This window comes from Planococcus sp. ISL-110, from assembly GCF_018613575.1.
GTDB lineage: Bacteria > Bacillota > Bacilli > Bacillales_A > Planococcaceae > Planococcus.
In genome coordinates this window covers 1-26,687 of sequence record NZ_JAGGPX010000030.1, presented here as the reverse complement: position 1 = coordinate 26,687, position 26,687 = coordinate 1, and the positions used below count along the sequence as shown (strand labels likewise).

The 26,687-nt window shown below is 42.2% G+C and carries 29 protein-coding genes and 2 pseudogenes; 25 read left to right on the top strand and 6 right to left on the bottom strand.

The features are described from left to right. The first annotated feature begins 317 nt into the window (after positions 1–317). The 7 genes from J7I83_RS16180 to J7I83_RS16150 all read left to right on the top strand — a co-directional run bounded on the left by J7I83_RS16180 (position 318) and on the right by J7I83_RS16150 (position 5,100). Positions 318–1,232 carry an MMPL family transporter gene (locus J7I83_RS16180; protein ID WP_215102415.1) on the top strand — a complete coding sequence of 305 codons (915 nt, stop codon included), beginning with the start codon at positions 318–320 and terminating at the stop codon, positions 1,230–1,232. After that, entirely contained in the window at positions 1,225–2,616 is a 1,392-nt protein-coding gene (locus J7I83_RS16175) for an efflux RND transporter permease subunit (protein ID WP_215102413.1), read from the top strand. The genes J7I83_RS16180 and J7I83_RS16175 overlap by 8 nt, the downstream gene beginning before the upstream one ends. A gap of 39 nt (positions 2,617–2,655) precedes the next feature. Beyond that, positions 2,656–3,222 carry a TetR/AcrR family transcriptional regulator gene (locus J7I83_RS16170; protein WP_215102411.1) on the top strand — a complete coding sequence of 189 codons (567 nt, stop codon included), beginning with the start codon at positions 2,656–2,658 and terminating at the stop codon, positions 3,220–3,222. 339 nt (positions 3,223–3,561) lie between these two features. After that, positions 3,562–3,786: a helix-turn-helix domain-containing protein gene (locus J7I83_RS18165; RefSeq protein WP_215102409.1), complete on the top strand. Its 225-nt coding sequence runs from the start codon at positions 3,562–3,564 to the stop codon at positions 3,784–3,786. A 330-nt stretch (positions 3,787–4,116) separates the two neighbouring features. Then, entirely contained in the window at positions 4,117–4,287 is a 171-nt protein-coding gene (locus J7I83_RS16160) for a hypothetical protein (protein ID WP_215102407.1), read from the top strand. A 179-nt stretch (positions 4,288–4,466) separates the two neighbouring features. Further along, positions 4,467–4,886, top strand: a complete 420-nt coding sequence (locus tag J7I83_RS16155; RefSeq protein ID WP_215102405.1) for a hypothetical protein — start codon at positions 4,467–4,469, stop codon at positions 4,884–4,886. 61 nt (positions 4,887–4,947) lie between these two features. Further along, positions 4,948–5,100, top strand: a complete 153-nt coding sequence (locus tag J7I83_RS16150) for a hypothetical protein (RefSeq protein WP_215102403.1) — start codon at positions 4,948–4,950, stop codon at positions 5,098–5,100. Positions 5,101–5,869: 769 nt separating this feature from the next. Here the strand turns inward: J7I83_RS16150 and J7I83_RS16145 are convergent. Beyond that, positions 5,870–6,646, bottom strand: a complete 777-nt coding sequence (locus J7I83_RS16145) for an ion channel (protein ID WP_215102401.1) — start codon at positions 6,644–6,646, stop codon at positions 5,870–5,872. A gap of 466 nt (positions 6,647–7,112) precedes the next feature. On the opposite strand from J7I83_RS16145, the gene J7I83_RS16140 reads away from it, so the two are divergent. Then, complete coding sequence (locus J7I83_RS16140) at positions 7,113–7,550, top strand: hypothetical protein (RefSeq protein ID WP_215102399.1); 438 nt, start codon at positions 7,113–7,115, stop codon at positions 7,548–7,550. A gap of 140 nt (positions 7,551–7,690) precedes the next feature. Here J7I83_RS16140 and J7I83_RS16135 read toward each other — a convergent pair whose 3' ends face one another. Beyond that, a complete protein-coding gene (locus J7I83_RS16135; RefSeq protein WP_215102397.1) occupies positions 7,691–8,371 on the bottom strand; it encodes a Crp/Fnr family transcriptional regulator in 681 nt (226 codons plus the stop codon). On the opposite strand from J7I83_RS16135, the gene J7I83_RS18030 reads away from it, so the two are divergent. The 5 genes and pseudogenes from J7I83_RS18030 (at position 8,310) to J7I83_RS16110 (ending at position 12,733) form a co-directional block, all read left to right on the top strand. Then, on the top strand, positions 8,310–8,624 hold the full coding sequence (locus J7I83_RS18030; protein WP_353048300.1) for a glutaredoxin domain-containing protein: 315 nt from the start codon (positions 8,310–8,312) through the stop codon (positions 8,622–8,624). The two genes, J7I83_RS16135 and J7I83_RS18030, sit on opposite strands and share 62 nt — an antisense overlap. A gap of 410 nt (positions 8,625–9,034) precedes the next feature. Then, complete coding sequence (locus J7I83_RS16125) at positions 9,035–9,937, top strand: glycine betaine ABC transporter substrate-binding protein (protein ID WP_215102393.1); 903 nt, start codon at positions 9,035–9,037, stop codon at positions 9,935–9,937. A 109-nt stretch (positions 9,938–10,046) separates the two neighbouring features. After that, positions 10,047–11,321 carry an ergothioneine biosynthesis protein EgtB gene (egtB, locus tag J7I83_RS16120; protein WP_215102391.1) on the top strand — a complete coding sequence of 425 codons (1,275 nt, stop codon included), beginning with the start codon at positions 10,047–10,049 and terminating at the stop codon, positions 11,319–11,321. Between the two features lie 185 nt (positions 11,322–11,506). Next, positions 11,507–12,130, top strand: a complete 624-nt coding sequence (locus J7I83_RS16115) for a flavodoxin family protein (RefSeq protein ID WP_215102390.1) — start codon at positions 11,507–11,509, stop codon at positions 12,128–12,130. Between the two features lie 163 nt (positions 12,131–12,293). After that, a pseudogene (locus J7I83_RS16110) lies at positions 12,294–12,733 on the top strand (OsmC family protein). Between the two features lie 354 nt (positions 12,734–13,087). On the opposite strand, the pseudogene J7I83_RS16105 reads toward J7I83_RS16110, so the two are convergent. After that, positions 13,088–13,788: pseudogene (locus J7I83_RS16105) on the bottom strand (AIM24 family protein). 393 nt (positions 13,789–14,181) lie between these two features. Between J7I83_RS16105 and J7I83_RS16100 the strand changes: the two are divergent. From J7I83_RS16100 to J7I83_RS16085, 4 genes are all read left to right on the top strand, one after another. After that, entirely contained in the window at positions 14,182–14,964 is a 783-nt protein-coding gene (locus tag J7I83_RS16100) for a DUF4240 domain-containing protein (RefSeq protein ID WP_483313465.1), read from the top strand. A 606-nt stretch (positions 14,965–15,570) separates the two neighbouring features. Further along, entirely contained in the window at positions 15,571–15,972 is a 402-nt protein-coding gene (locus tag J7I83_RS16095; protein ID WP_215102388.1) for a hypothetical protein, read from the top strand. Positions 15,973–16,011: 39 nt separating this feature from the next. After that, a complete protein-coding gene (locus J7I83_RS16090) occupies positions 16,012–16,374 on the top strand; it encodes a hypothetical protein (protein WP_215102387.1) in 363 nt (120 codons plus the stop codon). A gap of 85 nt (positions 16,375–16,459) precedes the next feature. Further along, positions 16,460–16,615, top strand: coding sequence for a hypothetical protein (locus J7I83_RS16085; protein WP_215102386.1), 156 nt, complete (start codon positions 16,460–16,462; stop codon positions 16,613–16,615). A 144-nt stretch (positions 16,616–16,759) separates the two neighbouring features. Here J7I83_RS16085 and J7I83_RS16080 read toward each other — a convergent pair whose 3' ends face one another. After that, positions 16,760–17,494: a Bax inhibitor-1/YccA family protein gene (locus J7I83_RS16080; protein WP_215102385.1), complete on the bottom strand. Its 735-nt coding sequence runs from the start codon at positions 17,492–17,494 to the stop codon at positions 16,760–16,762. A gap of 183 nt (positions 17,495–17,677) precedes the next feature. Between J7I83_RS16080 and J7I83_RS16075 the strand changes: the two genes are divergently transcribed. The 8 genes from J7I83_RS16075 to J7I83_RS18160 all read left to right on the top strand — a co-directional run bounded on the left by J7I83_RS16075 (position 17,678) and on the right by J7I83_RS18160 (position 25,279). Further along, positions 17,678–18,661: a ketoacyl-ACP synthase III gene (locus J7I83_RS16075; protein WP_251047694.1), complete on the top strand. Its 984-nt coding sequence runs from the start codon at positions 17,678–17,680 to the stop codon at positions 18,659–18,661. A gap of 460 nt (positions 18,662–19,121) precedes the next feature. Next, complete coding sequence (locus J7I83_RS16070; protein ID WP_215102384.1) at positions 19,122–19,445, top strand: IDEAL domain-containing protein; 324 nt, start codon at positions 19,122–19,124, stop codon at positions 19,443–19,445. A gap of 455 nt (positions 19,446–19,900) precedes the next feature. After that, positions 19,901–20,929: an ABC transporter substrate-binding protein gene (locus J7I83_RS16065; RefSeq protein WP_215102382.1), complete on the top strand. Its 1,029-nt coding sequence runs from the start codon at positions 19,901–19,903 to the stop codon at positions 20,927–20,929. 36 nt (positions 20,930–20,965) lie between these two features. Further along, positions 20,966–22,708, top strand: a complete 1,743-nt coding sequence (locus tag J7I83_RS16060) for an ABC transporter permease (protein ID WP_215102380.1) — start codon at positions 20,966–20,968, stop codon at positions 22,706–22,708. After that, a complete protein-coding gene (locus J7I83_RS16055; RefSeq protein ID WP_215102378.1) occupies positions 22,705–23,775 on the top strand; it encodes an ABC transporter ATP-binding protein in 1,071 nt (356 codons plus the stop codon). The genes J7I83_RS16060 and J7I83_RS16055 overlap by 4 nt, the downstream gene beginning before the upstream one ends. A gap of 192 nt (positions 23,776–23,967) precedes the next feature. Further along, complete coding sequence (locus tag J7I83_RS16050; RefSeq protein WP_215102377.1) at positions 23,968–24,771, top strand: metallophosphoesterase; 804 nt, start codon at positions 23,968–23,970, stop codon at positions 24,769–24,771. 74 nt (positions 24,772–24,845) lie between these two features. Continuing rightward, positions 24,846–25,139 (top strand): DUF488 domain-containing protein, encoded by a 294-nt coding sequence (locus J7I83_RS16045; RefSeq protein ID WP_215102376.1) that lies wholly within the window; start codon positions 24,846–24,848, stop codon positions 25,137–25,139. Then, positions 25,136–25,279 (top strand): DUF488 domain-containing protein, encoded by a 144-nt coding sequence (locus J7I83_RS18160; protein ID WP_215102419.1) that lies wholly within the window; start codon positions 25,136–25,138, stop codon positions 25,277–25,279. Before J7I83_RS16045 ends, J7I83_RS18160 begins: the two co-directional genes overlap by 4 nt. A 63-nt stretch (positions 25,280–25,342) precedes the next feature. Here J7I83_RS18160 and J7I83_RS17910 read toward each other — a convergent pair whose 3' ends face one another. Continuing rightward, a complete protein-coding gene (locus J7I83_RS17910; RefSeq protein WP_215102417.1) occupies positions 25,343–25,495 on the bottom strand; it encodes a YdhR family protein in 153 nt (50 codons plus the stop codon). 67 nt (positions 25,496–25,562) lie between these two features. Beyond that, positions 25,563–26,534, bottom strand: coding sequence for a proline dehydrogenase family protein (locus J7I83_RS16030; RefSeq protein ID WP_215102375.1), 972 nt, complete (start codon positions 26,532–26,534; stop codon positions 25,563–25,565). Between the last annotated feature and the right edge of the window lie 153 nt (positions 26,535–26,687).

Here is a 26,687-nt window from a genome sequence, read left to right as displayed (position 1 = left end):
TACCTCGGAAAGTATTGAATTACAACACGCCCTTTGAGGTATTCATGAGTTTCTTGCCGCGTTCGACTTGAATTGACAATTTACAAAGACAAAAGGAAATAAAACTTTCTTTTAGGACAGAAATGTTCAATCCCCGCACTTTTAATACCCAGCAAAAGTTATAAATACTTTACAGGTAAAAAGCTTAACGTTAATATGTATGTTAGTAGTAACTTACATATTTATTGCCGTTAAGTTTTTTGAAAACGGCTTATTTTAATGTTGATAAAAGTTAGCACTAACGATCTTTTGAGAGGAATTAGAGGGAGAGGAAGTACATGAAAATATTAAAGAGGCTTGCGCACGTATTAAGCGGTTTTCCGATGAAGTCGATTTTTATCATGATAATCATTGTTGTTCTTTTAGCAATGGGCGTAAAAGATATATTTATGGCGACCGGTAACGATACGCTGGTAGAACCTGATTCAGAAGTATATCTCGAAAATTTAATGTTAGAGAAGGAATTCGGTGGAGAATCGATTATCGTTTTGTATGAATCGGAAAATTTATTGACCCCTGCTCATTTGGAACATATGAAAGGGATAGAAGACGCGCTGCAAAATAATGAATCGATCTACAGCATCTTAAGTCCAGTGACGCTCACTGAAGAAATGGTAGAAAGCCAAACGGATACGCTTAAGAAGGGGTTCTCTATGGAGCCTGGATTACCTGACAACCAGGAGACACTGGATAACATGATTTATGGCGAAAATAACGAACTTCGCCCTATGTTTAAAGAATTAGTTATAGACGATCGTTACATGATTATGATGATAAAGCTTAATGGAGAAACAGATGATAGTGGAAAAACAAAAGTAATTGACACGATAAACAATTATTTGGTCGCAGAAGAAATTGATACAGCAGAAACTATGGTATCCGGGAAGCCTGTTCTTGACAATGCGACCCGCACTTCCATGCAGGAAAGCATTCAAGCCATGATGGGATTAGCGCTTGTAATCATGATTATTGTGTTATCCATTCTCTTTAAAGTCCGTTGGCGCATATTGCCATTAGTAATCGTTCTTTTAGCAGTAATTGGAACGGTCGGTTTAATGGGCTGGTTACAAATACCGATTACGATGGTCTCAATGGCTGTGTTTCCGATTTTAATCGGTCTTGGCATCGATTATGCAATTCAGTTCCAAAACCGTTATGCAGAAGAAATGGCAAAGGAGGATTCAAATGAGTAACAATAAAAATAAATCGAAGGAAAGTTTAAAGAAAACCATTACGAAGATGACTCCAGCCGTCTTGACTGCAATGATTGCGACTGCGCTTGGATTTGTTTCACTATATGCCTCGCCTGTGCCAATGATCCAGGACTTCGGCAAAATGTTAACAATCGGTTTAATCGTAAGTTTTGTTCTTGGGGTATTCCTTTTAATCCCTATTCTGTTCACCAGGGATTATTTTTTTAGTGAAGATAAAGTGGTGAAACCAAAGCAACTGCAAAAAAAGAAACCTTCAAAAACCGATCGTGTTTTTGATTGGATCACCAGGAAAACCATAGCTTTTCGATGGGTAATTATCATAATCGCAGCTGGTACTGCCGCGTTTGGTATATGGGTAGACCTGGATGCTGAAGCGGAAACAGACATGGAGACTTTCATGCCGCAAGATACGAAGGAACTGGATGATATTCTTAAGTTAAGAGAGGTTCTTGGCACAACAGATCAAATATCGATTGTGTATGAAAGCGAGGATATTTTTTCGGATCAAGTAAATAGCTGGGTTGATGGTTTGACAGAATCGGTGAAAACCGAATTTCCTGATGTTGTGGTCAACACCAATTCGCTCACGAGCCTTTTGAAGCAAATGAATGGTGATGAGCTGCCCGTGGGCCAAGTATTCGAGGAAGGGGTAACTGCCATTCCAGATGACCAGTTAAAACTCTTCTTAAACGAACCAAAGACAAAAGGTGTTATCACGATTGGGATCAAACATTTGGAAGCAAAGGAATTAGGCGTATTCCTTGATGATTTAGAAGTCTATATGGAAAGCAGCAGTTTAGATACAATCGAAACTACTATTACAGGGAAAGCTGTATTAGATGTTGAGATGATTCGGGGGCTGACAACCGGTAGGTATAAAATGACCTTGCTTGGAATGGGGCTAGTGTTCTTCAGTTTATTAGTTATTTACAGGAATTTTGTGAAAGCATTGATTCCTTTGTTTCCTATCACATTCATTATAGGTTGGTCAGGGTTGATCATGCACTTTCTGGATATGAGTTACACACCGCTTACCGCAACATTGGGAGCATTAATCATTGGGATTGGTACGGAGTTCACCGTATTGATCATGGAACGTTATTATGAGGAAAGAGAAAAAGGTTATCATAGTAGGGAAGCCATCCAAATGGCCAACAAAAATATTGGCAAGGCGATTTTAATATCGGCCATTACGACAATTGGTGGATTTAGTGCATTACTGGTATCCGATTTTGTGATTTTGAACAATTTTGGACTAATGACACTCATTAATATTTCACTTGCTTTGTTTTCCACGCTGATTGTCATGCCGCCGGTCTTGATTATTTTGGATCGCTTTGTAAAAATAAAACAAACATCTTAATTTTTACTAGCTTATCAAGAAAGAAGGCGAAAACTATTGATGGATAAAACAGAACAAATCTTCAAAGGGGCTATTGCTGCTTTTATAAAAAAGGGAATGCAAGCATCAACGCAAGAAGTTGCTAAAGAAGCTGGAGTTGCAGAAGTGACACTCTATCGGAGGTATTCCACGAAAGAAAATCTATTTACTACGGTTCTCAAGCAAGTACTGGAAAAAAAGTTCGGCTCCCGTGTTTTAGAAATCGCCAAAGAAAACGATACTGAATTATTTTTAACCAATATTATCGAAGATAGATTAGAAGTATTGGTGAAAAATAAAGATTTGGTAAGGATGCTTTTGTCAGAGAGTTTACGTGGGAATTTAACAGAAAAAATCAACTTGCCAGAAGTTATTTTTTCAAGTTTAAAAAAAGGATTGGAATGCCATTTCCAGCATAAGAATCAGCAAGTTGATAGCGATTTTTATGCAAGACAATTGGGAGGAATATTTTTAAGTTATGTAATATTGCCCAACGATCAACAATTTGACAAGTTAACTGGTCAAGAAAGAAGAGAACTAGCGAAAAAACATGCCAAATCAGTCCTATCTACAATTGAGGAAATCTAGTCCAAGCAATCGTGTAAACTTGCTGCAACGGTATTACGCTTATTTAGTTAAACTTTTTTCTGATGCTGACGGCAAAGTGTCTTTTCCCGGGGTATTGAGAACAAAAGTGATTCTGGAGGCAAAGGACAAATAAGGAGAGCAGTGCTTAAACAGCACCGCTCTTCTTTTCTGTCTGGAAACGTGTACTTTTACGAACGGTTTTCTATTTAAAATCAACTTACTTTCATTTTACTTCGTCATTACAGACCAATTTGATCTCGTTGGTATGTAGCGCATTCAAATTAGTACTCAAACTTAATCAGACTTTCCAAAAGCTATGAGGTCTATACAGAAAAGGGCATGTTGATTGATGGGGTGCTCACCAACGGGAACCCGGCGAACTTTTGCGGCATGACGAGAGAAGTGGTCAACAGGAGTGGGAATGAGTTGAAAAAGCGTGAATTATTGACCTTGAGAGAAGGAAGATTCCTTTTTCACGATATTGAGCGTTCAAAGTCAGAAAAAATTATGGGAACTGCTCGATCTGTTTGTGCAAAATTGATTAGCAGAAAAGCTTGTCCATGAGTAAGACTTTTTTATCCGGTATTATTTAATTTTTCAAAAAATAATCTTCGGATGTGAGCAATATCACAGTACAAAACACATGGGTATAATAGGCTGAAAGTAGTAGTAATGCGCCTCTTGTTTATTTGGTATTTGTGCGATTTTTATCTGAAAGATGAATGTAGGAAAACCCGAACTACTTTATCCATTAACACGGTACTTGTTAAAAAATTTATCAATAGGCTATTCTGTTCAGCAGAAAATATGCTTTGGCCTTTACAAAGAAGTTCCGATTTTCATGTCAGCAACTGGAGGAGGAAAAAGACGATAATAAAACTGGAGGTAACTGAAATGTTTTCAGAAGAAGTGGATTTTAAGCTTCTGGAATATGTTCAAACTGCTGACGGAAATACTTTTTCCATTGGTTTTATGGACAACGAAAACAAAAAAACTCTTTCTAAAAAAACAGCTCATGCCATGTATAAAAAAGGTCAAATCATAATAAAAATTAGAAGCAACTGAAGGTGGAAGTGTTTTTGAGAAGTTAATCCACTATTAAATAAAGATGTAAAACCCCTTTTTTCTGACTACCGGAGCCATATAGATATCCAATAGGGCAGTTTTTCGTGATAAAAGTGGTTGCAGTTCTGTTGATTTAAAATTATCCCCCGTTCAGAAAAAAGGGAAAGGAGACTAGGATAATGGCGCAAAAAAAGTTGAGTTCCCAAAAGTCAGTCACTTATTTCTTTCTTAAATCCAAAGATGTACACACGGAAAATGGGTTGACATCCATTACTTTATTTGCCAGATTGGCGCGTGAAATAACCTCTGTCACGGACAGGGAGAAACAGACTCGAGTTGAAACCTTTTGGGTTCAAATCGATGATCTAGGGATAGAACACGCAACTGAAAAAGTGAAAGCTTTGCCAAATTGCATGGAGAAATACGAGGTGTCTGAAAAAGTATTTCTGCATTTACTGCAGCTATCCAAAAGTTGTCCGAACGAATTGTATGGCGTTATTCCTTATTATTTAAAAGCCAATCGGGAGATGTTCCATTCGTGGCCGGAACTGGAACAAAGCTGGCAGAAGAACCAACTGGAAGAGTCCGGTACCCATTAAAAGAAAATGATTTTTTGTTGAGTCATCCATGCGGCAATAAAAAAGGGAGGAGGAATATTTCATGGAAAAATATCCAACTGCGGAACTAAAAGATACATTCAATTGGGAGATATGCGATTATGAGGAATACATCGCTGGGTACAAGGTGTATAAGCAATTGAAGAAAAGGTGGGACGCCATTGCAAATGAGGAGACCTCCGATGCCATCCAGTAAATAATTGGCTAACTTGAGTGATGAAAACAAGCAATAAAACAAACAAAGAAAAATCTAGGACTATAAATAGATAAGAAAGGGCGATTCTAATAAAATGGAATCGTTCTTTTCTTGGGCAATAAAAGTGTCATAATAAATTCTCTGCATGTACTGTGAAAAAATGGACTAAATGGGAATTAAGGAAACAATAATTAGGCAGAACAATCCTTTCATCAAAGCATTGTTAAAAATTGTTGGCCTTCTCGGTGTTGTCCTATTTGTCGGCATTCAGATCATCATCCAGAAAAACTATATCTTCCGCACAATTTCGTAGCGGTTGCCCATAATATGTGGAGGAAGTTTCCCGTCGAATACACTAAGTACGGCTGCTATATAGTAACTGTGGGGATTGTTGTCGATTGGATTGTTGCATTAACTACGGAACTAACACCGCTTTTTAAATCCATTATTTTTTCCCTTGTTTCCGGGGCGATGATTTTCACTGTGTTCAAACATGAACTGCCTAATGAAAAAGAAACACATTTCCCGACTTTTTTAGGTGCCGTTCTCATTTATTCTGCTATCACCATATCTTTGAAGTTTTTCTTCGAGTGGTAGCCTAACGTATGGGAAACTTGATGCTGGCTTGTCCTACATTCTGGCTGCGTATTTTTTTTGAAGATTTCAACCAAATAAAACGGAGAAGGTGCTGATTGCAAGCACCTTCTCCGTTTTTAAATTATAGGCTCTTTCGTTTTATTGTAACCAACTGTCCAAAAATTAATGAAGCTTATTTCAGTTCAGAAAAGATGGAGTTTACGGCCATTTTCGCTATAGTCCCGTTGGACATGATAAATTTATCCACCTTAATGTGTGAGAAACTCGGGAGATGTTCTTCCCGTTCAATTTCCACAGTCGTATATACATTTGGTGACATTCTTTCTATAGCCGTGGCAATCAGCAGCGATTTTCCGTCCGTCAGCATCTGATCATCAATTCGGTCATCCGCAAAAATCAGGACTGCTTTTGCCTGCTGAACATTTGCCTGCAGCAGGACTTTTTGGTGGGTGGCATTCCCTCTGACATAGTGAATTCTCGTATGGATCTCTTTTGCTTTTTCCAGCCGATCAATCACCACAACTTCGACCTGTTTATCTTGCTTCAGTATCTCTTCTATCGCATTTTCAGCTTTATGTGACCAATCGATGATGACAATATGATTTTTTCCCTTGAACATCAATTCACCCCTTTCTTCCCGTTTTTTGTGCAATGTCAGACTTTCTATCGCCTTTCCGATGAATGACGCAAACAATCCGATGCCAATTATGTATAAAAAAACCACTGTAAAAATTCTTCCCGCATGGGTGGACGGAAAAATATCACCGTAACCGACTGTCAGGATGGTCGTCATGGTGAACCACAATGAATCTGCATAACCGGTAAAAGTTGAAGGCTCTATGGCAGGGAGCATGAGTGTACTAAATGCAATAAGTATTATCGTGCTGCCAGTGAGTATAAGCCAAGACAGGCTGGTTGCCTGCAGGTAGAGTCGGCGAAGTAAAATCAATTCTGAACCTCCTTTTTTCATATGATTACACACTAGCACACTAGCATGCCGACTACTTGGATTTTCGCTACATAAGTTAAACTTTAAAAACAGGGCACACATGGAGCGATCGTTCCAGCGCTTTCGCTTTCCAGTGAAGCGGATTGATAAGGATGATGGATGACCTAATGATTCCAGTAAATCAATTAAAGGATGAAAATGACGAACGTTATGAAGAGTAATAGGAGAAGTATTTCAATCATCCCGATAGGCCAAAGCTTTCGGAAAGAAAAATGGAGGAGGGATGGTATGGAGAGTTTAGTGGATTAACAGTTTTGGTCATTAGAGCCGAGGGATTGCTGTCAATTGATTTCAGCGAACTTCATAAAAGCAGTTTCTTTTTTTATTTATTATCAGAATTGTTAGCTAACTTACTTTTTTCTTTCCAAGCCCAATTTATACTAAAGAAAAAAAGGAGTGAGAAACAATGGTGGTATCCAGACAAACATTTAAGGTTTCGAGCTACTCAAAGCTGGTGAAAGCGTCATTAATCGGCAGCACGGTCGCAGGTGTAGTGTTTGGTATTTATATGCAGGTGATGGGTATGATGCCGGTGTTGGCTTCGATGCTTGGCAGTGAAAGTCTTGTGCTGGGATGGATCTTGCATATGATGATCAGTTGGATCTTCGGGCTTGGGTATGGTGCAATGACATTGCTATCTTCGCACTACTTTGTGCTGGGTGTTCTTCACGGTGTGATCATTTGGGTGATCGGACCATTACTTGTCATGCCGATGATGATGGGAATGGGGCCAATGATTGGAGAAATGTTTGCAAGTGAACAATTGATGAGTTTAATCACTCACTTGGCATTCTCACTCATCCTGGCAGCCGTATTCAGTCGTCTCGTCGGTCAGAAAGCATAGAAGAAAAAACCTTTCCAAACTTACCGGAAGTTGCTTTCTTGGTAGTTTGAGAAAGGTTTTTAAAAGTGATGTTAAATGCTTTAGTAAAGTAAGTTTTCTTACTTTTTTACTGCGTCTTTTTGAGAAGATAAAGAAGATCCTTATTCAATAAGAATCTTCTTTATCTCATCTGCTTTTATGGAATACCCTAACAGCGTTTTCTTCAGCAATCCTTCTTTTTTTAACTTGCTCATTAAAAGGGAAATCGTTTCCCGCGAGGATCCAACCATTGTAGCAATGTCTTCATGGGTAATTTTCATATTGATTGATTGCCATTCTTTGTCTCGTGTTCCGCTTTTTTCACTCATTTTGAGCAACAGGAAAAGCGTACGGTAGCGTACATCCCCGAGAGCAATTTTTTCACTAAGATCATAGGTTTCTTTCAAACGGTTCGATAAAATTTGAATGAGTTTGAGCGATACATCCGGTGTTGTTCGTATAAAAGATTCGAATTTCGCCTTATCCATCGTGCATAGATAGCAGTCGGTCATTGCCTCTGCATAGGTTTGTTTATCCGTCAGCATGAAGGATTCCGTTTCACCAAAGACATTGCCGTCCACAAGAATGTCAGTAGTAAACTGCTTTCCTTGGGAAGTCATTCGATATAGACGAACTTGCCCTTTTTTCAAAAAGAACAATACATCCAGAGGTTGTTCTGGAATCAGTAGTTGCGTGCCTTTTTTCACGGGTGTCATTGTGCTGTTCCTGTCAATTAATTTCATGTCTTCCATTGGCAACTCATCAAAAAGATTGATATGCGAAAGGAGTGTCAGTTTATCCATGGTTAAAATCCCCTCTCTTCTTAATAGGAAGTCGTCTGATTGTATTTTATTCATAGTTCCGGGTTGTACCAAATGTGAAAAAGCGAAAAGCAAACTGGATGAGATGGGCATTTCTTTTCAAATCTATAATATTTTTGAGCATCATCGTTTAATTCAGAATGTACCTATCGAGAAAAAAAGACAAGGTTTTCCGCTTTTGAAAATTCGGGATGCCTATTACACATATAACGAAATAATGGATACAGAAAAATAAGCAAATAAGTTAACGTGTCAAATTAAGTGTACATGGCCGGGCTTGAAATACTGTAAGATGCGTTACATTCCCAAAAATACGGGCAGCTAACTTTCGGAACGTAACCCACTTCACATTTTTATTTTCAAAGATCTACTATACTTCGATATGCAGTAAGTACTAATCACAAGAGTGGGTAAAATGTTTGAAGAAATATTATCAGAAAAAGGATTGAGTACTGAAACCCGATATTTAATCCTTTTAATTTTTCCATGATTTTTGAGGGTCCTCGGATTTCAAGCACGTTTGCAAAGCGTACCAAAAATGTTATGTAATTTACATTTATTGAGTGAAAATTCTGATAAAATGAAAAGAGGTCACAGTAACATCGAGCGAATGGTGCTGGGACAAAAACTTTAGGAGGAATAAACATGAGAAAAAAATTGATAGGCATTTCCATGTTGGCTTTGTTAACGCTTTATGGCTGCAGTTCAGCAGCAGAAGAATCAGATCCGATTGTGATTGGAGGAAAGCCTTGGACAGAGCAGTATATTTTGCCTTATATTCTGGGGGAGTACATAGAAGCGCGTTCAGAATATACAGTTGAGTATCAAGATGGCTTAGGGGAAGTGGCGATTTTGACGCCAGCCTTGGAACAGGGAGATATTGATATGTACGTTGAATACACGGGAACGGGCTTGAAAGATGTACTGAAACGCGAGTCAGAAGCGGGCCAGTCCTCTGAAGAAGTTCTTCAGCAGGTGAGGGAAGGATACGAAGAAGAATTAGGTGCCACATGGTTGGAACCGCTGGGGTTTGAAAATGGCTATACCTTGGCTTATTTGAAAGACAGCGGATTTGATGCAAAAACCTATTCACAATTGGCGGATATCTCCCGTTCGCAGGATGTCACATTCGGCGGCCCTCACTCCATCTACGAACGTGAAGGGGACGGATACGAAGATTTGAAAGACACATACGACTTTGAATTTTCCGCGACGGAAAGCTTTGATCCTGCCATCATGTATGAGGCGGTACGGAATGGAGATATAGACGTCATCCCGGCGTTTACAACCGACAGCAGAATTGGCTTGTTCGACTTGGCCACAACCGAGGACGATTTGAACTTTTTCCCGAAATACGACGCAGCGCCAGTTGTGCGATTGGAAACACTTGAAGAATACCCCGAGTTGGAAAAAGTGCTGAACGGGCTCGCTGGCGAGATCAGCGAAGCAGAAATGTTGGCGATGAATGCCCGAGTGGATGTCGATAAAGAGCAACCGAGAGACGTAGCTGTGGAATTTCTTGTCGAACAAGGATTAATTGAAGAATAAAGTTAGCTGATTTGACCGAAGAACTATAGGGTAGTTCACTCCAATTTTCATAAGCAGGATTTGTGGGTGAGCCTTTTTCAGCATGTGAAAAGTTGAAGGGAGTTTTTTAATGGAAACTATGGACGCAACGACGTTAATCGAGCGCTATGCCGAAATCAGGAAAGTCACCATGAAACTGATACAACCATTGGAAACAGAGGATTTCATTATCCAGTCCCATTCCGATGTCAGTCCGCCTAAATGGCACATTGCCCACACAACTTGGTTTTTTGAACGCATAATTTTAAAGGAATTCAAATCAGGTTATCAAGAATTTAATCCTACTTTCGACTTTTTGTTTAATTCTTATTACAACACGATCGGACCTTACCAGCCCCGTCATGAGCGAGGCGTGTTGTCGAGGCCAACGGTAGAAGGTATCATCGCCTACCGAAATTACGTGGACGGACAGATACGTGATTTGCTTTCTGATTTGCAGTCTTCAGAAATAAAAAAAGAACTGGTCAAACTGATCGAGATGGGTCTTCAACACGAACAACAGCATCAGGAATTAATTTTGATGGATGTGAAGTACAACTTTTTTGTAAATCCCCTTTTTCCGGTTTATTTGAAAACGGAGGAACCTCCGGAAAGCGAGCGGAGAAAACCCGCATTTATTGAATTTGAAGGTGGATTGGTCGAGATTGGGCACAACGGGGAAGGTTTTTCGTTTGATAACGAAAGCCCGCGTCATAAGGTTTGGCTCGAGCCCTTTAAATTGGCAACGGAACCTGTGACCAATGGAGAGTATCTCGAATTTATCGAGGCAGGTGGTTACGAACAACCGGAACACTGGCTTTCTGATGGCTGGGCCATTGTGAAGAAGAACCACTGGAAAGCGCCGCTGTATTGGCTGAAAAACGAGCAGGACAAATGGGGAATCTTCACCTTGGGAGGAGTGAAGAACTTGGATTTAAACGAACCCGTATGCCATGTCAGTTTTTATGAATCTGATGCCTTTAGCAGATGGAAAGGCAAAAGACTGCCGACCGAAGCCGAATGGGAACACGCATCCCAGGGAATTGCTATAAACGGGAATACTTTGGAACAAGCAGTTTACCAACCGGTGCCTATGAATAACGAGTCTGCTAGAGCGCCGCTTTCGAAAATGTTCGGTGATGTTTGGGAGTGGACATCAACTGCTTACTCATCTTATCCTGGAAGCAAGCCATTAGAAGGAGCATTGGGCGAGTACAATGCAAAGTTCATGAGCAACCAAATGATTTTGAGGGGAGGCTCCTGCGCAACTCCTGCCAGTCACATCCGGGAGACCTACCGGAATTTCTTTCCCCCGGAAAAACGTTGGCAGTTTGGTGGCTTCAGATTGGCAGACGACCAGAAATAAAATTACGGCTGTGTCTTCTGGATAAAGCAGATTAAATCTGCTTTATCTTTAGCTAATAGAAGATCAGGATGTTTGGAGTCTCCCATAAGTCAAAAAAATCAATGGACTATTATTGCCATGAAAATGCTCGAATCCAGTGCGCATATAAAGGTTTATCCAATAAATTTCAGAAGGGGAGTAATTTTATGCAACCATTAAAAGCTGTATTCTTAAATGCTTCGTTAAAAAGCACGGAAGAACCGTCTCATACAGAAGGCTTTATGAACGACGTGCAAGTTCACTATAATCAGTTGGGAGTAGAATCTGAAATTGTCCGGTTGGCTGATTACAAAATTGCTCTTGGCGTGCAGGAAGATATGGGTGGAGATGATGAATGGCCTAAAATTTTTGAGAAGGTCCAAGCTGCAGATATCCTGATTATTGGCACCCCTCTATGGCTTGGAGAAAAAAGCTCATTAGCTACCCAAACCATTGAACGGCTGTACGGCAGCAGCAGCAAAACCAATGAAAAAGGGCAAGCCGTTTTCTATAACAAAGTTGGAGGGGCTGTTATTACAGGCAATGAAGACGGCGCAAAACATGCGGCAGCATCCCTATTATATGGATTGTCTCACATCGGCTTCCTGGTTCCGCCAAATGTCGATGCCTATTGGGTGGGAGAAGCCGGTCCAGGTGCCTCCTATATGGATGCGGGAAGAGACAATGAATTTTCGAAAAAGGCCATTAGAAGGCTTGCATATAACACATATCACCTTGCAGGAATGCTGAAGAACACACCCATTCCTGCAGAAGGAAATACGTTAAGCTGAGAAACGCATAGGTGAAGATTGGAGTATTAAGTACAAATCTAACAATCATAATATGACTGGAATTTCCCTTCTAAGAAGAAATTCTAGTGTAAGCCATCTAACATGATTAGTTAAAAGATGGTGTTAAAGTGGAGGAAGATTCAACTAGAGGAGGAAATTCAATATGGCAAATATGATGACTTTTCAAGCAACAGGTACATCCAATCAAATGAAATCAGAACTCCAGATGGGGAATCATCAACTTACAATCGACGAACCACCAAATATGGGGGCACCGATCAAGGACCTGACCCCCTTTCGACCCTTCTGGCTTCGTTGGCTGGATGTGAGAACGTAATCGCAAACCTTGTAGCAAAAGATATCAAATTTGATCTGCAGGGAATAGAGTTTGATGTGAAGGGGGAATTGGATCCTCGCGGTCTTATGGGGCAAGCGGATATTCAGCCTTATTTCCATAAAATCTTTGTGCATGCAATAGTGAAAACTGATGAAACAGTTGAGCGTATCCAAGAACTAAAAGAAAAGACGGATGCACGTTGTCCTGTTTTCACCACATTTCAAGCAGCAGGAATACCAATTGATGCTAAGTGGGAAAAAGCATGACAAAACCCAAAAGGAAGCTGATTTGTTCAGCTTCTTTTTGGGTTTTGTTTCGCCATTTTTTTAAATTGCTCTTGTTCTTTTTGATTCATGCTCTAACAGGATTTTTTCGAAGCTCTTTAAAAGGTTGAGGGTGTTTGGATTAGAGAAAAAGCAGCAATGAACCATACTATGCAAAGGGGAACGAAGAGTAGAAGTATTTTGAAGGTTTACAAAGGACCGCTTAAGGGATTGGGGTTATCAATTTAGATGCAAAATAGCATATGAGCAAAACTGTGTGTAAGATATGAAGTGTGCTGATCATTAAAAAATTCGCCAGTTGCCGAATCAGGCAACTGGCGAGTTTTAAATGTGAAATCAGGTTTTTTGCGCATGATACACTTCCTCAAAAGGCTGAACAACGACAAAGCCATTACCGGAAAATTTCATCTGTACCGATTCTCCGCTGCCTCTTCCAAACAAGCTTTTCAGCTGGATATCCGTTACAAAATCAGGTTCCAGGCTACCCGACCACGCAACCGTTGCATTCGGGTCTGTGAATACTGGTCTGTCAGGTGTAACGAGCAAGGTGAGTGGTTCGTAATGTGATGTAAAGGCGACAAGCCCTTTTCCTTCCAGGCGTATATTAAACAGACCACCGGCCATCATTCCGGCAACGCGGCGCATCAGTTTGATATCCCACTCCAGCCCATCCTGAAAAGCGAGCAGGTCATTTCCGTTAATGAAGATGCTCTCGCCTTCCAAATCCAGAATGGTGATTTTCTTGCCTCTATCCGCCACATAAAGTTTTCCTTGGCCGTTTGCCTTCATCAGCTGTGCACCTTCACCGCTGAACGTTTTTTTGACGAATTTTCCGAGTCCGTGTTCTAGCATCCCTTCCCGTTCGAATTTGATGTTTCCTTCGTAAGAAATCATGGATCCTGCTTTTGCCCAGACGAGGCCATCCAGGTTTACTTCCAACAGACGATCTGTCTCAAGCTCAAAAAATTCCCGTGCGCTTTCGTCCTGCTGTCCTGCTGCGTTTTCTGAACAAATTGGTGAATGGAGTACTTTGACATGAAAACTCCTCCTTTGGGTGAATAATAGTGTATACGTTTAACAGGTGGAATAGTTCCATTGTTTCGGGGGCGGCTTCGGACAGTAAGCCAGTACTATTCGAGGTCTCTATTGTTGGTTTTGTCGAACAACTCGTAAAGAATGTCGGTGAAGCGCTGGTCCTCGCGATTGCTTGGATTATGGTCCGGAAAACGTGAGCAGGCTTTATCGTTAATTCAGCTCTTTTATGATTACAGAGGGGAAAATATAGGCTTGCTTTGAATTCACTAAATTTCTTAGCGACTGCGCCTGCATGGGCTGGGTAAAAGCTGGTTTCTTTAGTTGAACTTATATAGCTTATAGATGGGTACATCTGTTTAAGTATATTTTGAAAAAGAAAAATGAGAGGTGTTCGAGTGGAAAAGTCACTGGTATGCATTACCGTCTATTCCAATAAATTTTGGAAAATAAAAGCCCAAGGCAACTTCTTTATCGTATCTTATGGAAGAATTGGGACGCACGGCTCGGTAAATACGAAAGAATTCCCTTCTGAAGAGCTTTGTTTAAAAGAGGCGAACAAGCTGGTCGAGTCCAAGCTGAAAAAAGGATACAGGGAAAGTGAGCGGCAAGTAGACGAAATTGAGGACAGCGGGATGACAGACGATCAGTTCTGGGAGATGCTGGATACTGCGCATCGGAAAGGAGAGGATTTGGAGGAACAGCTGGAATGGCTCATTGGCAGGCTGGCAAAAAAACCGGTGCATGACATTATCCGGTTTGATAGCCATTTTAACCGGTATTATTACAAGTCCTATACATCAGATTTGTGGGCGGCAGCCTATATCGTCATGGGTGGCTGTTCAGGTGATTCCTTCGATTATTTCCGCGCGTGGCTGCTGTTTCTGGGAAAAACGGCGTATGAAGATGCTATTCGAAATCCGGAAAGCATCATTCCCTATCTGCAAAAGCTCGATGAGGATGTTCCCGAGTTCGAGGATTTTCTGTATTGTGCCAGTATGGCATTTGAAGAAAAGACTGATCTCGACCAGGAAGAATACCTCAACTTGCACTGGAGACTGTCAGGTGATGATTACAAACAGCCGGACCTGGACTTTGGCTGGGACGAAGAAGACGAAGAAGGGTTGTGCAGGAAGTTTCCGCAGCTATGGCAATTGTATGGAAGAACGCCATTAAGATAGAAAAAAGTAATATTTGAAAGCTTTACATGGCGTTTCGATTCCCTGGTGACAACGCATTAGCACAGCAAGCGGGAGGCTGCTGTTTTAAGGTGATAAACCCAGTTGCTGTGCAGAATGCAGAAAAACGGTGAAAACCTATAAAAAAGTTTTCGGTTTTCCTTATTTTAGTAAAACATTGCGGAAATGGAAATGGATCATCTTAAAAGAGCAGTGAAAAAAACAATCACATTATCATTGGATTTTAAAGGAAAAGAGACATGAGAAATCATGTCTCTTCTTTTTTTGTTCTATTTACATCTGATTTCATTTCAAGTTAAAGTATACAAGAAAAGCTTTATATATTCTGAATTAAAAGAATATTATGAGGCACTTTACATATTTTAGACTATGTTATAGGCTTATTGTATCGGTAAAGGAATGAAAAATTAATTTTTAAAGAATAATATAGACTACTAACTTAATTTCAAGAGTTATAAATGACTATTTTTTAATAATAGACTGAATACTTATGTATCAGAATTGTTAAATTGTTTAAAATATCAATAATATAGATTTCTGTCTCACTTGTCAGCAATTTTATTAAAGATAATGAAAGGAGTGGTAAGAGTGATTGAAACAGATTCATTGCCATTAAGGGTTGAGGCCATCAGCAAGTTTATGGGTGAAGGAGTGGAAATGCACGGAGAATTTTTGCGGCTCGAAAAGAAACGGACGATCAAATTGCAAAAAAGTCCTGAGATGTGTGTCAGCTGGTCATTGGACTTGAACGTTTCTTGTCGGTTAGCCAGTGGTCACTGGGAAGCGGTTAATGAAGCTGAAATTTTTCTTCTGCCAGAGGAACTACCGGTTTTTACAAGGGCATTAATAGAGCATCCTATTTTACTTCCCACCAGTTATTCGCAGCACTTGTCTATGGAACGAGGAATGTATTGCATTCGGTTAACATCATATGAACTTCCCGAGGATTTTGCTGAACGCCTTTTTGAAGCGCTTTCTGTACTAGAATAAAACTCATGCTAGTTATTGGTCCAAAGGGGAGAAGTGAAAATGGAACAGATGGAGCGAATGCCTCAAAAATCGGTTGGTTATTTTTTTCTAAGATCCAAAGATGTTCATCTTGAAAATGGTACTGCTTTTATCACCTTCTTTGCTCGCCTGACAAAAGAAATTTCCTTCAGAAAAGAAGGAAAGGAACAGACTGAGGTTCAGACCGTGTGGGTGGAGATAGATGAGGTGCTGCTGGAGCATGCATCTAAAAAAGCAAGAGCATTGCCGAACTGCATGCAGCGGTACGAAATCACACAAAATGTTTTCCATGGCCTTTATCAGTTATCGAAGAGCTGCCCTGAAGAGCTTTTCTATCTCACGCCTTACCACCGGGAATGCACCCGTGAGAAATTCATACCTTGAAATTGAATCGTGGTCAGCTACAACAGAAACAAGCAGATTGTTTAGTTAATGATTATGAAGAACAATACTAAGGAGGATGATTGGGATGACAGCAGTGATAATGAAAGAAAACAGAATGGGTAACCGCGCAAAAACGTATTTGGAAGTGTATGAGGAATTTATCAACGGCTATAAACAATACAAAATGGAGAGAGATGCACAATCTGCTAAAGCAGAGAAAGTTGAAAGTGCTGCGAAATAAAAGACGCTAAAACATAGCGCAAAGATTCGTTGCAGTTGCTTTTTGCGAATTTCATAATGAATTTCCGCATCCTGAAACCAGTTTGGTTTCAGGATGCGGTTTTTTTCATTCACAAAAAAAACGCCCCGAAGGACGTTTCTGTGATCATCTGCTGCGTATTTTAGACAGCAAACGAAGCATTTCAAGATAAAGCCAGACCAACGTCACCAGCAAACCGAAAGCTCCATACCATTCAAAGTATTTTGGAACCTGTCTTGCGGCTGCATTCTCAATAAAGTCAAAGTCCAATACCAGGTTCAGCGCGGCGATAATGACGATGACTACACTGATCCCGATGCCAAGTGGTGTCGATTCGTGCAAATGCGGGATTTCAAAGCCGAAAAAACCACCGACAAATGAAATCACGTACACCAGGAAGATAGCACCTGTAGCAGCAGCGACACCAAGCCTGAAGTTCTGCGTCACTTTGATGAGGCCCAACTTGTAAACAAGTAATAAACTCAGCAGAACACCGATTGTAATCAGTACCGCCTGAAAAACAATGCCGCCATATTGGGCTTCGTATTGGGCGGATACCGCACCAAGAAATAATCCTTGGAGCAACGCATAGACGGGCGCAGTGAAAGGGGATACTTTCGGTACAAAAATCGTGATCAAGCCCACGATCAGGCCTCCGACAGCTCCTGCAAGAATCAACGGCAATACGCTATTCGGACTGCTGACAAACTGATTCCAGGAAAAGACGAACGTCACCAATAAGAGCAATAACAAAATGAATGTTTTATTGACCGTGCCTTGTATGGTCATCATCTCGCCAGTTTTAACATCCTTGAAATTCTCGAATGCTCCGGTTTTTAAACTTGGATTTCCACTTCTCACATTATTCACCTCACAAATTAGTTGGAGCAAATCTAATTATAGCCTTTAAGCTAAAAGAAATACACGTTTCTGTGAGGGCTTCCTGGACAGGGGTTAAAAAAATTCCTGAACCCAATAAATTAGTACCTAATCCTAATAGTTGATGGTAGAATAGGGCGAGGACATCAAGAAGGGACGATCAAAATGAACATTTCAAAAGCCAGAATTACAGCCATCGGTTCATATGTGCCTGAAAAGAGACTGACAAATCGTCACTTAGAAGAATTAGTGGAAACAAATGATGAATGGATTATCCAACGGACTGGCATAAAGGAACGCCGGATTGCTTCAGATACTGAATTTACGAGTGATATCAGCATTAAGGCTGCCCAGAACTTAATGGAGCGGTACGACAAATCCCTGGACGACGTGGATATGATCATTGTCTGTACAATGACGCCTGATTTTAAGACGCCAAGTGTATCAGCGCTGGTTCAGGCAAAGCTGGGCTTAAAGAATACAGGAGCTATCGATCTGAATGCGGCCTGCTCAGGATTTACATACGGGCTTCATGTAGCCAATGGCTTAATCACTGCGGGCTTGAACAAAAAGGTCTTGGTGATCGGAGCGGAAACGTTTTCCAAAATCCTGGATTATAGCGACCGTTCGACCTGCATCTTGTTTGGAGACGGCGGCGGAGCGGTACTAGTTGAATACGACGAAGAAAAGCCAAGCTTTATCGAGTTTCATATGGGAACAAATGGGGAGCTGGCAAACAACCTTTACTGCACCGATCTTTCTACTCAAATGTTCGGCAATGAATTGGCAGTCAACGGATTTGTAAATCAAAATGGGCGTGAGGTCTACAAATGGGCCGTCAATACCGTTCCAAAAGGGATGAAGGCCCTGATGGAAAAAGCTGAATTCGAGAAAGACGATGTTGATTGGTTTGTCCCACACAGTGCCAATCTTCGCATTATCGAGTCTATCTGCAGCAGAAACGGGCTTCCGCTTGAGCGGACGATTTACAGCCTGGAGTATTACGGAAACACGTCCGCAGCCTCGATCCCTTTATCACTGGATAAAGGGGTGCGGGAAGGCAAAATCAAACCCGATGACAAATTGCTGCTATACGGTTTCGGCGGCGGTTTAACGCACGCAGGTATGCTGATCAACTGGTCTATTTAGTTGAATTTGTAAAGCTCGATCTAATAATACGACAAGATAACAACGCCTCTGCTGCCGGCTGGAAACGGCAATGGAGGTGTTTTTTTGAATTGTTTTTGAGTTGTTGATTTTTTAAAATCTAGCCTTGTTGAACGTGGAAAAATAAGTGCGGGCTAAAAAGGGTGAAATATCTCAATATAACCGATTTTTAGTTATCTCGAAGCTGAGGCAAATAGTTTGTATTAGTAGGTTGACAGCCGTAGAATGGGATTTAGCAACAAGATTCCATTCCAACCGCCTCATCTTTCAAAGCGTTGAAATGGCTTAGGCAATCTTATGTATGTTGCATTGAAACCAGTATGGAAATTCTGCAAATGACGTTTGCTGGCGCTTGTTTAGGGAAACAATGACCATAAGCCAAAATAATAGTGTTGAGTTACTAATTAGCGAACGATAAATAATGTAAAGAAGGTGCATAGATATGGGTACGAATAAAACGATTTTGAAAACAAGTGATTGGGTGAAAGGCAGATCCCGCCACGACGAGCTGATTATCGGTTTCATCGATTCCATGAATGTCCTCAAAGAAGCTGTGAATGTCACCGTGGTGGAAAGCGATAACGAAGAAATGATTGGAATGACGATTCCAATGTCGGTCCATCGGGTCGAAACCCTTCCGCCGTCCGATACAAAAGACGCTGCACAGTTGGATTTTTTAATCGATCTGGCGCTTGCGACTGACGACAAGGAATGGTTCCAAGAACTGTCTGCTCAACTGAATGACAAAAAAGAAACAGTCAACTAAGCTAAGGATTCACTAACAAATACAAAATAGCATTTTTATTCGCCCGGTTATTACAAACTGGAAATTGCGAATGAAAATGCTTTTTTGTTTGATTTTTGTAAGGCAGCTGAGGCTTCGACAATCACGTTCTCTTAAATGTTGACGGTTCGTCCATTCGAACGCCGCCTGAAATATGTAAGGCAAAGTCGGACAGGAAAGTTTAAATAATCAAAATATTAGACCGACTTATGTTTGACCTCATCCGCCAGGCAATTTATAGTTGCTATATAAGGCAATAACTAGCAGAAAAAGTTCCAGTATGTGAAAACGGTCAAAATGACAGCGCTCTTACCACTCGATATAATATTTCTTAATGCCAGCTTAACAACAGCTTCATAAAACAGCACTATACTTACATAGAGTCTTTACATAATCAACGCAATAAAGGTTGATACAAAATTCGAGGGGGAAATAAAATGAAAAAGATCTTTTTTGGTTCTGCGTCATTGTGTCTGTCAGCCTTTTTAGTGGCTTGTGGCAGCGAAGAAAGCGTGTCAGATACGGAATCTGCTGAAAGCGGAATAGGTGTTTCTGGTTCCCTGGATTTCTATACATCCCAGCCGGATGCGGATGCACAAGGACTAGTGGATGCTTTTAAAGAACAAAACCCGGAAATTGATATCAGCATTTTCCGTTCTGGTACTGAAGAAGTTGTATCGAAAATCCAGGCAGAAAATCAGAGCGGAAATATTCAGGCGGATGTTCTGCTGGTTGCCGATTCAGTGACCTTCGAGAACTTCAAGGCCGAGGAACTGCTGTTGGCCTATGAATCGCCTGAAGCAAAATCCATCGATGAAGCCTTTGTCGATCCTGACGGCACTTATGCAGGCACCAAAATCATGGCGACCGGCCTGATCGTCAATACCAACGAAGTGACAGAGCTTCCAACTAGTTGGAACGCATTGACTGACGAAGCCACCAGCGGCCAGGCCATCATGCCAAGTCCGCTTTATTCCGGTGCAGCCGCCTATAACCTCGGTGTGATGACTCGCCAGGAAGGAATGGGATGGGAGTTTTATGAAGCGCTTCGCACCAATGACATCACCATTACCCAAGGCAATGGTGCAGTGCTGGAAAGCGTCGCGACCGGCGACAAAAATTATGGTGTGATTGTCGACTTTCTTGTAGCGCGAGCAAAAAGTGAAGGATCTCCAGTTGAATTAATTTATCCGGAAGAAGGTGTCCCGGTCATTACTGAGCCGGTGGGCATTATGGCGAATACGGAAAATGAAGAAGCATCCAAGGCATTTGTTGACTTCATCTTGTCAGAAGAAGGTCAGCAATTGGCTTCTGAACAGGGCTATACACCGATCCGCGAAGGCGTGGAGGCACCTGAAGGGTTGAAAACACTGGATGAAATGACCATTATGGATGCTCAAGCGGTTGAATTATTGGAAACGCGTGATGAAGACAAAACGAAATTTGGCCAGATTTTTGGCCAGTAATCAGCAGCCTGAATTTCGATGTGAGGAGTTACGGATATGACAGTAAAACAGCCAATGGTTGAAGAGAGAAAAGAGGGGGATTCCTCTTTTTCTCTCTTTTTTCAAAAAAAGAATCTGTATAAAGGAATCGGCCTGCTGGCCATTTCTGTATTTTTCCTGCTGCCGGTTCTGCGGCTCGTCTGGCTAAGTTTTGTTGATGACGGCTCGCTGACACTGCAGTATTACAAAGAAGTCCTGAGAGAACCTGCGACCTGGAATACGGTGCAGAACACTTTGATCATCGTAGCGGGTTCGACAATCCTGGCATTGGTGCTGGGCGTCCTGTTTTCTTGGATTGTAGCATATGTCCAATTGAGCGGAAAACGAGCCATGCAGCTATTTATCTTCCTGCCGTTCATCATTCCTTCCTATATTACGACATTGGCCTGGACTCAGTTTTTCAGCGCTTCGGGTCCGGTGACGGCGGTGCTGTCTTGGTTGCCGGGAAGTCTTGAAGCGCCGAACCTGTACAGCATGGGTGGAATTATTTTGCTGCTCGGTATTTCGCATTATCCGCTGGTGTATTTGTTTACAGTCAACGTTTTCCGAAAAATTCCGCGTGAACTGGAAGAGGCCGCCGCGACAAGTGGTCTGTCGAAAAAACAGGCATTCCGGAAAGTGGTGCTGCCATTGGCGTTGCCCGGCATTGCCAGCGGTGGGCTCATTGCATTTTTGTCGAATCTGGATAATTTCGGGATTCCGGCATTTCTCGGAACTCCAGCCAATATAAGGGTTTTGAGCACTTATATTTACGAGCAGGTGGTGGGATTTGGCCCTTCTGCATTTTCACGGGCAGCCGTACTGTCGGTCATTCTCGGCATCATTGCATTGCTGGGGACAGTCCTGCAATGGTTCCTGCTGCGCCGCAGCCGTGTCAATGAAACAAACAGAAGCGATTCGACGCCGCGCATCTATTTATCTGCTGGAAAACAAAAGTTGCTAGAAGCGTCACTGTGGATTTTCCTATTGGTAACGAGCCTGATGCCGCTAATCACAATGGGAGCTTTGTCGCTCATCTCGGCTTATGGAGTTCCCTTCAATCTGGAGAATCTGTCGCTGCGGAATTACGAATACGTCTTTTTAACGGATTCCAAGCCTATTTCGGCTTTAACGAATAGCCTACAGCTTGCCTTTTTCACCATGCTGGTCTGTCTGGTGCTTGGTACGGCGATGGCATATCTGCGCTTTAAGTATCCGGACTGGAGCACAAAAGTCGCTGAACTGTTTATGACTATACCGTTTGCACTGCCCGGTACGGTATTTGCTTTGTGCATGATCTTTATGTGGCTGGAGCCGGTTCCAGGATGGAATCCGGGCATTTACGGTACGGTGTGGATCTTATTCATTGCATATGCCACTCGTTTCTTGGTGCTGCAGGTCAGAGGGAGCTATACAGCATTTCTGCAAATCGACCCGTCGATGGAAGAAGCAGCGCGGATTTCTGGCGCTGCCGGCTGGGTCAAATGGCGACGGATTTTACTGCCGCTGCTGTTTCCGGGCATTCTCAGTGGGGCACTGTTGGTATTCTTGATGGCACTTACTGAATTGACGGTTTCCAGCCTGTTGTGGTCTTCTGGTTCTGAAACAATCGGTGTCGTCATTTTCGGTTATGAACAGGCAGGCTATTCTACTTACTCTACCGCGTTTTCAACGGTGCTCGTGCTGGGCATCCTGCTCGGGGGTGGGCTGTTTATGCTGCTTGGAAATATTTGGGACAGAAAGGTGCTGAAAAACAAATGATTAAAGTAACCAATTTAACAAAAAAATATGGCTCGTTTACTGCGTTGCACTCCATTGATCTGGAAATCGGCGACGGGGAATTTATTGCCGTGTTGGGCCCTTCCGGATGCGGAAAAACGACTTTGCTGAAACTGTTGGCAGGCTTTATGGGACCGACAGAAGGAACCATTGCGATGGACGACCTGGTGTTGGCATCGACCAAGCGTGTCCTGCCGCCTGAGAAACGCAACATTGGCATGGTGTTCCAGTCATTCGCCCTATGGCCACATATGACGGTTGCAGAGCATGTCAAATTTCCGCTCAGCTACCATCCGAATAAAATCAAAGAAGGTAAGAACGAACTGCAGGAACGGATCAATAGAGTGCTGAAACTGGTCGGGTTGAATGAGCTGGCTAACCGTTATCCGTCAGAGCTGTCAGGTGGGCAGAAGCAGCGTGTTGCGCTGGCGCGGGCCATTGCACCATTGCCGAATCTGCTGCTGATGGATGAGCCGCTGAGCGCGCTGGATGTCGAGCTGCGGATGGAGATGCGCAAAGAGATTCAAAAACTCCATCGGGAAACCAAGGCGTCCATCGTTTTTGTCACGCATGACCAAGGAGAAGCTTTGGCTATCGCTGATAAGATTGTTGTCATGAACCAGGGGCGCATTGAACAGATAGCGCCGCCGGAAGTTCTGTATACACGTCCGGAGACAGAGTTTGTCGCAACGTTTGTCGGCAAATGCAATCTGGTGAAAGGGCAATGGCAGAACGATCGATTCGTCCCTGCCATCGATTTGAAGAATGTCTGGCCAGATCTCGGTGTAGCTGACAGCTTCAAGGAAAGCGGTATTTATCCAGTACGACCAGAGCAGTTTCTGCTGATGCCGGAAAAGAGTGATGGCTTGCAGGGAATCGTTTCTTTTGTTCAGTACCAAGGCCATGAAATCCACTATACGGTGGAAGTTGGTGAAGAGTCCTGGACCATCCACGACTCGGTATTTGCGTCACGCTTCAATACAGGTGATTTTGTCGGCATATCGTTGAAGAATGCACCGGTTCAAAAGGCATCGCTTGTATCAAACTAATCAATAAGGCGAAAAGGCGGATACTTATTGTTATGCAATTAGCCTTTTGTCTCCCACTTTATTTTGTTAGTGATTAAATCGTATACATTAAAGGAGAGTATAGAGCGATGTATGATTCCTGGAAATAATGGCCACCGATCTCGGGGCAGTGGATGGACAGCTTAAATGAATGAGGTTAAGGGGGAGTAACTGTTGAAAATCGCCATTTTGTCTGATATTCACGAAGGGCTCAACCGCAAAAAATCAGGTGCTGATATTTTGGGCTTGCTGAAGGATTGGCTGGCCCAGCAGGCACCGGATGTTTTTATCATCAGCGGGGACATGACAGCCGGTCCGGAAAAAAGCCTGGCACTGCTGAACCAGCTGAAAAACGAGTTGCCCAAGATCAAAATTCTGTTTGTCCATGGCAATCACGATCTTTATCATGACGATGCCTCTAGTGCCTATGACAAGTTGCTGGAGTTTCCGGGCAATCTTGGCAACGGGCCTGTCGACTTGGGTAAAGACTGGGTCGTGATCGGCGATGGCGGGTGGTACGATTATACATTCGGCGTTGATGGGTTTACCGAAGAGCAGTTTTCCGCCGGGCAATTCAACGATTTTACCTGGCCGGATAAAATCCATGCGCATTGGCAGGAAGAGGATATTGCTGTAACGCGGCACTATTTAGCAAAAGTAGAGCGTTGGCTGGTGGAGCATCAAGACAAAAACATCATCCTGGTCAGCCATTTCGTGCCCTTTGCCCATTTTGTCCAAGTCAAAAATGAACCTTCTTGGGATTTTTTCAATGCCATGATGGGAAGTGCAGGAATCGGGGGGCTGGCTGAAAAATATGACGTGAAAAAGTTGGTCTTTGGCCATATCCACACCAGGTATCATGAGCAATACAAAGGCATCGACTGCATCTGCAATCCGCTCGGCTATTTTCCGCATGAATGGACCAGTGATTCGGCGCAGGCGGAAATCAGCTCAACTATAAAAGTCATCGAAATCTGAAGGGTCACCTTGTTCAGGTTTAACCGCTTCTGCTCAAAAGAGTAGGAGAGCAAGAGCTTATTGGAGAGGCAGGATTGATAAATGGATATTTATACAATCGGCCATTCCGGCCATTCCTAGGAGGTTTTCGACGCGATGCTAAAAAAACCGGCATTAAGCTTCTGGCAGATGTCCAGGCATTTCCAGGAAGCCGGAAATGGCCACAGTTTTCCAAAGATAGATTTCCTGTGTGGCTGGAAGCCGAAGGAATCGCCTACGAGCATTTTCCGAATCTTGGCGGCAGGCGGAGGAAATCGAAGGACATACAGGAAGAAAAAAATGCAGGCTGGCGCAACCAATCTTTCCATAATTTGCGGATTACACGCTGACAGAAGAGTTCCAGCAGGGCATCGGAGTTCTGCTGGAGAAAGCAGCGGTTAACCGGATGGCCTACTGTTGTTCAGAGCGCCATCCTTCGCAGTGCCACCGTTTGCTGATCAGCAATCACCTGACCGTTAAAGGGGGATGAATGTACATACTGAAAAAACCTGCAGGCCTTCAATAGGTCTGCAGGTTTTACTTATTTTACTGGTCAATGGTTGATTTCCGTTAAAAGCGAATTGACTTCAAAGATTTTTCCTTTGACTTTAGGAATGTCAAACCCAGCTAAACGTGTGGAATGCATATGCAGATATTTTTCTGCCGTTTCTGCTGTCTCGAATAAATATAATTGCTCCTTTGGGATGGAGAATTGATCAGTATGAGCGCCTGGATTCCAGCTTTACTTTATAATGCAGCCATTATTTGATAGCTTACAATTTTTTGCTCAGACGGCCAAGTAAAAATGCTCCGGCGATAACCCCGATAGCGGTGTTGGTCTTCTTGGTGAAGACCTGTTTCACCACCAAGTTCAAGTTCTGCGGGCGTTCGGCCAGTCTCCGCATGAAATAGCCATACCAGTCTGTGCCAAACGGGATGTAGGTACAGAAATTATAGCCTTGTTTTGCGAGCTCCAGCTGCATGTCCTTGCGGAAACCATACAGCATCTGGAATTCGAATTTTTCCATGGAAATATTGTGTTCAGCAACAAACTGCTTTACATGAGCGATGATATTGTGGTCATGTGTCGCAATGGAAGTGAACTTGCCATTCAATAGATGGTACTCGATCAATTCAATAAAATTGGCATCGATTTCCTCTTTGCTTTGGTAAGCGACCGCTTCGGGCTCTTTATAGGCGCCTTTGACGATGCGCAGGCGATAGTTGCTGTATTTCTTGATATCGTCTTCGGCTCTGATGAAATAGGATTGAATGACTGTTCCGATATTGTCATAGTCATTCGCTAGCTCATCCATCAGGTCGAAGGATGGTTGAAGGCGTGCATAGTTTTCCATATCAAAATTGATGAAAATATCGTATTTAGAAGCCTCATCAACAATTTCTTTGATGTTTTCCAGGCAAAAATCGTAATCGATGTCCAAGCCGAGCTGCGAAGGCTTCAGAGAAATATGGGCATCCACCCGATGTTTGTGAATGGCCTCCACTACGCCCAGGATCTGATTTTTCGCTTCCAATGCTTCTGATTTTTCATGGACAAATTCACCGAGATTATCGATTGTGCAGCTGATGCCTTGCGCATTCAACTCTTTGATGCTGTCAATGGATTCCTCGATATTGGTTCCGGCTACAACGCTATGGGCGCCCAGCTTGAAGCCATAGTTTTGAGCTGCTTTATTTAAAAGTTGGTTTTCTGAAAGATGCATGAAAAAGTTTTTAACAATCATTTTTTATTGCCCCAATCTTCTCTGAATTTTTTAGCGGAACAAATTGTAGGAGGAATAGCGTGATATATTTTAATTTGAAGATTATCATATTAATACTCAATGAAAGAAATAAAAAATACATCAAATCGTAAAAAAAAATAAAAAAAAAAAAAA